The sequence below is a fragment of the Labilibaculum sp. genome, assembly GCF_041595635.1.
GTDB lineage: Bacteria > Bacteroidota > Bacteroidia > Bacteroidales > Marinifilaceae > Labilibaculum.
This window is the reverse complement of the sequence record NZ_JBFHJW010000099.1, coordinates 1-8240: the sequence shown is the minus strand read 5'-3', so window position 1 is coordinate 8240 and position 8240 is coordinate 1. Positions and strand designations below refer to the sequence as shown.

5 protein-coding genes are annotated in these 8240 nt (G+C 36.7%); all 5 read left to right on the top strand.

Annotated features, from left to right (window positions below):
* Nucleotides 1–793: RagB/SusD family nutrient uptake outer membrane protein (locus tag ABYT26_RS16990; RefSeq protein ID WP_372756106.1), on the top strand; the 793-nt coding region annotated here is incomplete at its 5' end.
* Between the two features lie 112 nt (nucleotides 794–905).
* Nucleotides 906–2327: a sulfatase gene (locus tag ABYT26_RS16985; RefSeq protein WP_372756104.1), complete on the top strand. Its 1422-nt coding sequence runs from the start codon at nucleotides 906–908 to the stop codon at nucleotides 2325–2327.
* Between the two features lie 280 nt (nucleotides 2328–2607).
* Nucleotides 2608–4035: an agarase gene (locus ABYT26_RS16980; RefSeq protein ID WP_372756102.1), complete on the top strand. Its 1428-nt coding sequence runs from the start codon at nucleotides 2608–2610 to the stop codon at nucleotides 4033–4035.
* A 32-nt stretch (nucleotides 4036–4067) separates the two neighbouring features.
* Nucleotides 4068–6206: a hypothetical protein gene (locus tag ABYT26_RS16975; RefSeq protein ID WP_372756100.1), complete on the top strand. Its 2139-nt coding sequence runs from the start codon at nucleotides 4068–4070 to the stop codon at nucleotides 6204–6206.
* Nucleotides 6207–6298: 92 nt separating this feature from the next.
* Entirely contained in the window at nucleotides 6299–7897 is a 1599-nt protein-coding gene (locus tag ABYT26_RS16970; RefSeq protein WP_372756098.1) for a sulfatase, read from the top strand.
* Nucleotides 7898–8240: the final 343 nt, after the last annotated feature.

Here is an 8240-nt window from a genome sequence, read left to right as displayed (position 1 = left end):
GAAAAATCTAGTCGATCGTTTTCTAAAAAAGTATATTGTTCGCATCAAAGATCTATTAGGGTATGTAGGCCTTTCTGAGAGTAGTTATTATTATAAGGAGAAGCCAAACGGGAGAAAAGGTATTTTGCCTAGCAAACAAACTACTTACAATGGAGGGAAAGGTGCTGGACGTGTTTCTGTTTCAGATTCTGCATTCTACTGGTTCGAAGATACAGATGACAGATATTCAGAATATGCAGTGAAAAAATTCTTTATCTATCCAACAGATGCAAGTGCGACTGTATTTGATACATTAAAATATACCAATATGGATTACGATGATGATGATGATTTAGAGGATCATTATTTATGGCCTTTTGTATTAAAATGGAAGTATAACGATACGGAAGTTTTTGCGAATGCATCTAACGCCGGTCAGTATGATGATGAAATGTTTATGCGCTTGGCCGAAACCTATTTATTGGCTGCAGAAGCACTCATGTATCAGGGAAAAACAGATGAGGCTGCGGTATATTTGAATGTTTTAAGAGCACGTTCGAATGCTTCACTAATTACTGGAGATGATGTGGACCTCGAATTTATTTTAAAGGAACGTTCACGTGAGTTAGTTACCGAAGAATATCGTCGTCATACTCTAGTTCGTACTGGTACATTCTATGAGTGGTCTATCAAATACAATCCACGCCTCGACGAAAGTAAAGTAAATACCTGGAATGACTTATTGCCTATTCCACAGGGCATTATCGATGCCAACACAGGAGCTGTAATGGAACAAAATCCGGGTTATAATTAGACCCGGATGCTTATAAGCGACTTTCTTTTTACGGAAAAGAAAGTTGCTTTTATTTCACTTAGAAAGAGAAATGTGGGTGTTTGAGAAACGTTTTACGACAAATAACAGAACAATGAAGAAAAAAACATTATTACTATCAGTAAGCATTTTGTGTACGATCTTACTACATCAAAATGCCTTGGGTCAAAAACCAGATAAAAACGAGCAGAGGCCTAATGTTATTATGCTAATGGCTGATGATTTGGGTTGGGGAGATGTAGGATTTAATGGGAACGATGAAATTATTACGCCCAATTTAGACGGAATGGCTGAATCTGGCCTTCGTTTTACTAATTTTTATGCTGCAGCACCTCTTTGTTCTCCTACACGAGCTAGTTGTTTAACCGGTCGAAGTCCATACCGTCAGGGTATATTTGCTGCTCATACGGGTGCCATGCGTCATGCCGAGAAAACAATTGCAGAAGTACTCCAAAAAGAGGGTTATAAAACCGGTTTCTTTGGAAAATGGCATTTAGGATGGTTAGAGTCTGAAAAAGTTGAATCCAGAGGAAGCTATTCTCCACCATGGCAACATGGTTTTGAAGAGACTTTTGCAACGAAAAGTGCTGTTCCTACCTGGAATCCAACTAAAACTCCTGCTGACTGGCATGGCTTTGGTTCTAAGGACGATGGATCGTGGGGAGGTTCCATTTACATGGAAAATGGAGTGCCTGCTACCGAAAACTTAGAGGGTGACGATAGTCGCATTATTATGGATAGAGCGATTCCTTTTATTGAAAAATCAGTAAACGAGGACAAAGCTTTTTTAGCGACTATCTGGTTTCATGCTCCTCATGAGCCTATTAGTGCGGGTCCTGAGTATTTGGCAAAATATCCTAACTTATCCGAAGCTCAGAAAAATTACTACGGTTGTATTACGGCAATGGATGAGCAAATCGGTCGTTTAAGAAGCTATCTGAAAGAAAAGGGAATCGAAAAAAATACCCTTATCTTCTTTTGCAGTGATAATGGTCCTGCTGATCCTGTAGCAAAATCGGGAGTTGCTTCTGCGGGTCCATACCGCGGTCACAAGCACCAAATGTGGGAGGGCGGACTTCGTGTTCCTTCCCTAATTTTATGGCCCGATCATATTAAAGCCGGACAAGTATCAGAATTTCAAGCGAATACCAATGATTATTTCCCTACTATTTTAGATGTTCTTAATATTCAGGTAAGTAGAAAAGTTCCTTTAGATGGAGTGAGCTTGCTTCCTGAAATAGAAGGAGAATCTACAATTCGATCTGAAAGTATGGCTTTTGGGTATAAACGAATTTATAGGGGGATCGATTTATCGGCATTAATTAAAGGCAAATACAAAATCTGTATTCCTGATAAAGGGAAAAAGATGATGTTATTTGATCTTGAAGCAGATCCTACAGAATCACATGATTTGGCAAGCGAAATGCCTGACTTATTGAAATCCATGGAAGCAGAACTTCAAAAAACAAAAGAATCTTGGAGAGAAAGTCGAGAAGGAAAAGATTATCAATGGTAATAGAACTTTTGGTACTAACATAAAAATCATCAAGACCGAAAGACATTGAGATTCTATTTCCATGGTGTTTTATGTCTTTTGCGTCTGGGTGGTTTCCATCATTCAAAAGCTTATAATTCCTTCCTTATTTAAGGATATTTTCACTTTTGAACCAATTCTACAGATTCTCAGAAGATCGATTTTAAACACATAAAATAGCTACAAGTAAGGCTTCTAGGAAATTGGGGAATGGCTTGTTTCCCAATTCAATTTTAAAGCTTTGCATGAAAACTTTAAACAAATGAAAAACATTATACTTCTATCTTTGGCAGTCCTATTGATTTCGTGTTCTTCTAAGCAGAAAAATAAATCGATAGACGCTGAGAAAGATTATATTATGCTTGATGCCAAGGTAAAAGTTTACCATAAAGATGGAAGCCGATCCTATAAAGATTATCAGGCTTTTAAAACCCGTACCGTTGATCTATTACCTGATTTTAAGAGTTCCGATAAACAGCCTGAATTGAGTCTTTATGGTGGAAATTTAGATCAGAAGAGGGAAGCTACTGGGTTTTTTCATGTGGCTAAAGATGGAGATCGATGGTGGTGTGTTGATCCATTAGGATACGAATACATTAATATTGCCATAAACAGTGTGAACATGGGGAAAACTCAAAGCAGTAAGAAGGCACTGAAAGAAAAGTTTGGAACGAAAGAAAACTGGATCAAAGAGACTGTAGAATTATTACACGCTTATGGTTTCAATTGTGCAGGTTCTTGGTCCGATAAGGATGCAATTATTGCCTACAATAAAACGGCTGAAAAACCCATTCCCTATACCGTGAATTGGAGTTTTATGTCGAGTTATGGCAAAAAACGAGGAGGCACATACATGCAGCCAGGTCATACGGGTTACCCCAAGAATGCAATTTTTGTTTTTGATCCCGAATTTAAAAACTTTTGTGATGAGCATGCCAAGCAAGTGAGTGAAGTCAAAGATGATCCTAACCTTTTTGGTCATTTTTCCGATAATGAGATGCCATTTAAGATATCTGCTATTGACGATTTTATGTCCTTGCCTAAGGATGATTTTGGATATCAGGCTGCACAGCAATGGTTGAATGAACACGGACTCGTAAAAGATTCAATTAGTCAGGAAGATAGAGAAAAGTTTATGGCTTTTGTGGGAGAACAATATTTTTCAATTGTCTCAAAAGCGATTAAGAAATACGATCCAAACCACATGTATATCGGATCTCGTTTTTACAGTAGTGAGAAAAATCATGAAAAATTTATGAGAGGTGTTGGGAATTACATCGACCTGATTTCAACGAATTATTACAATTATTGGACGCCAGATTCTACACAAATGGCAAACTGGACTGCCTGGACCCATAAACCCTTTATTGTAACCGAGTATTATACCAAAGGGGAAGATTCGGGTATGGGAAACAGTAGTGGAGCTGGTTGGATTGTGCGGACTCAAAAAGATAGAGGATTGTTTTATCAGAACTATACATTAGCTCTACTCGAATCTAAAAATTGTGTAGGTTGGCATTACTTTAAATACATGGATAATGATCCGAATGCCAAAGGAGTTGATCCATCAAATATAGATGCCAATAAGGGGATTGTGAATGCCAAATACGAGCGGTGGACTCCAATGCTTGATGAGATGAAACAAATGAATAATCAGGTTTATACCCTTATCGATTATTTGGATAAGTAATAAATGAAATTTGTTGACTAATTTTAAATGCTTTGATCTATAAAGTTGTCCTATTCATAAGTTTATCTCTACTATTGCTTTCGTGTAATAGTAGCGACAAGTATTGGCCAGATGAAGATTTGGGTGGAGATGAAAAGTTGTTTTTTAACGAGAATGACTTTATCAGAATGCGTTCAAATATCGATCAATATGAATGGGCTGAAAATCTATATGTGAAATTAAAAGAAGCGGTTCTTGATACAACTATTTATTATCCCTTTGGTCAAGCTTCAGATTGGAGTAAGTCTTTTATTACACGGGAGGCAGCGATTTATTACAGAATATCTGGGGATACTACCATGCTTCCTTTTGTAAAAAGCCAAATCATAAATGAATACAAGCTTCAGTCCCTTGATCAATCTTTGTTTAAAAAAGGAGAAAAGCTTAGCGGATTTTGGAGTTGGGGAATGTTTCGAATGGGTAATTTGGCTGCTTGGGATTTGGTGAAAAAACATCCTTTGTTTCAGGATATAGTTCCAGCAATGAATCAACGCTTGGATGAAATTATTGATCGAGGATTTGATTATAACGAAGCAATCACCCGTTTGGGCAATACACAATTTTTGGGAGTAACAACCCTTGGAATTGCAGGGTTTTTACGAAGCAATTCTGCAGCTGTTGATACTGCAATAAATGGTAGTAATGGTTACAAGGCATCTCTTTTACGATTTAGAGATAAAACGTTTTGGCCTGAGCCGCTAAAGTATGATTATGGCTATGTAGCCTCTGCAATGCACATGTTGGCAGAAGCTTCTAAAACCAATAAACTTGAAAATTTATATCGATATACTGCAGCTAATGGAGCTTCTTTTAAAGGAATGATGGACGGATTTATGTCCTTAATGCTTACCGATGGAGCGTTGCCTGTTTGTGGAGATGGAACCAGATATGTGGATGTTGTTGATAACAAAGTCTATAAGCAAGGCAAATGCTTTTTTAAGGAGAAACAATCTGCTTATCGAACTAATATTAAAGTGGATTTACTCTATAGCAAGTATAAAAATCCTGAATATGCCTGGTTAGCCTCTCAAAACCTTCAACGCGATGCTTGGGATTTTAACTTTTGGGCTTGGACAGCACTTACACACGGTGTTTTGTTGGGAGAAGTAAAAGCTCCGTCAGCAAAATCCGTGGCATATCAGGAATTTGGTTCGGCTCTATTAAGAGCAGATACGACTGAAAATTATTGGGGAAGTGATGCCATATCAGCCTATGTCAGAAATGGAGCAAGTTTACAATTTCACAGTCACAACGATCATTTTGCACTTGGCATAACAGCCTTTAAAAAGCAAACGTATTTCGATAATTACTTGGGTTGGGATTATTTGGCTCCCAGAGCTTCAAGAGGGAATAGAAATGCGACTCCTTTTTCCAACACTATATTGGCTCATAATACAATAGCTATTGATTTTAGGGAGCCTGACAAGAATGTTATTAAACTCGCTAGAAAAAATCCTGAGATACCTGGAGCTAAATTTTCTGAAATTACAACTTCTGGTCCAATGCAAATATTGAGTACAAAAGGATCTATTTATAATGGAGTTAATCAATGCCGAACGATTGGTATCACTAGTGATTATGTACTTGATGTTTTTGAATGTGAATCATACGAGAATCATAACTACGATTATATTTTGCACAGTTATGGAGACTTATCATTCAACTTCGGCTTAACTTTTGAAGCCTACAACACATTAAATAAAGAGTATGGTTTAGCTAAAATCGATAAGGTATCAAAACGAGAAGATAATCTATGGTTGTTAAATACTCAAAAAGCGAATGTTGATTCAACATTTAAAGCGGTATTTATAGATAAGGATTCAATTGGAATGTGCATAATTGTAGCTGGAGATCCTGAAACAGAAATATTTAGTACTCAAGTTCCTTTTTATATTAAAAGGGAAGGATTTGATGCTGAATTACCAAGCAATATTCCTAAAAGAAAACCTGCACTTATCGTACGCAGAAAAAATAATTCTTTAAGATTTATAGTACTACACGTTCCATTTAAAAACAAAATACCACGATATAAACTAATGGTTAAAGAAGACAAAGTCATTATTCAGTCTCCTGAATATACTGATGAATTTTCATTGAATAAAAATTGCTTAAAGCGAATAAAAAAAATTTAATTACTGATTCTGTGAATCAAATGATTGGGAAAGTGATTTGATTAAAAATGAATCGATACCTGTTGGGTTGAGATAAACAAAATAAATACAATATGAAATATTACTTATTAATTATTACAAGTCTGACCCTACTATTATTGGGTTGTTCTGAAAGCAGTAAAAACCAAGAAATTGATCATCCTAATGTATTGTTTATTTCAGTTGATGATTTAAACGATTGGATAGGGCCCTTGGGTGGACACTCTCAGGCTATTACACCTAACTTAGATAAGCTGTTTAGTCAAGGTGTATCTTTTACGAGTGCCCATTGTTCGCAAGCTGTTTGTACGGCTTCACGTAACTCACTTTTAAGTGGTCTTGATCCAACAACAACAGGTTGGTATGCCTCCACAAAAGCGATGCGAATTAATTATGATACAGTGATGAAAGATCATCAGATGTTGCCAGAGTATTTTAAAAACAATGGCTACAATACTTATGCTGTTGGTAAAGTATTTCACGATGGTAAATCTGATAATCCTAAGCATACTAAGGATTACTGGACCGAATGTGCTCCTGCATTTTGGAACCATATGGAAGAAAATATTGAAAAAGCTGGCTATGGCTATCGTGGAAAAATGTTTTATCCTTTTCCAAAAGACGGAGGTCAATTGGTTCAATTGTATGGTGAGGATACCATAAATAATTACTACAAACCGAAAAACCGTTTTTATGCCTTATGCGGAGGACCTCTTTCTAAAGAAGATATCCCTGAAAAAGGAATGTACGATGAGCAGTCAGCTAGTTGGGCAATTGATAAGATATCACAGAAGCAAGACAAACCATTTTTTATGGCAGTAGGCTTTATTCGCCCTCACGTACCCTACACAGCTCCACAAAAGTATTTCGATTTGTATGATAAGGATTCGATACAATTACCAGATATCCCTGAAGATGAGATGAGCGATATCCCTTTGATGGGAAAATCCATTGCTTTTGGACGAACACCCAACGGAGGTTGGTATGATGTAAATCGTAAAAAAGAAATTCTTCCTGAGTTGGTTCATTCCTATTTGGCTTGCGTTTCTTTTGTGGATGATCAAATTGGTAAAGTGTTGGATGCTCTGGAAAATAGTCCCAATGCAAAAAATACCATTATTGTTCTATGGTCGGATCATGGGCAACATTTGGGTGAGAAACACCATTTCAGAAAGCAAGCTCTTTGGGAAGAATCTACTCGGGTACCCTTATTTTTTGAAGTTCCGGGAGAAGATAGAACAGGCGAAAGATGTGCTCAGGTGGTTAGTTTGCTAGATATTTATCCGACTCTAACCGATTTATGTCATTTAGATAGATTACCAAAATTAGAGGGAACAAGTTTAATTCCCTTAATTGAGAATCCTGAAGGGACTCGTGAAGAACCTGTTTTGAGTACCTGGTACTATAAAAATCATGCAGTACGTAGTAATCGCTGGAGATATATTCAATACAGAGATGGTAGCGAAGAGCTATACGATCATACAACCGATCCTGGTGAACACATTAATTTAGCTGGAGATCCTAAGTATGCTGAAGTAATTGCAGAACATAAAAAATGGTTACCAAAAAACAATGCGATTCCTGCAGGAAAAACAGAATATACTGCTGATAAATTAGACAAAAGAATTCAAGAATGGATTAAAACTGATTCAATTCCAATGTGGTTACGATAATGAAAATATAATGAGCTCTCAGGTTTTAATATGGGAGCTACTATTATTAATGAAACAATATTCTGCAGAATGTATATCTGCCTTGAGCAGGAATTCTGTGCTTACTTTATTAGTGTGTATATAAGGTTTAGAATTTTAAAGTGCCAATCTCTACAGATAAACACAAGATCATTGGCGAATTAAAGAATTAACAACATGATACGATTCTCAAATGGAATAGGCATACTTCTGTTTTTTCAAATGATAATTGCCTGTGCAGGTAATCAGGAAATCACGATTAATGTTGATCAGGCTCGTTATTTTGATTCGGTAAATGGTTGTGATGAGAACAACGGAGTTTCAG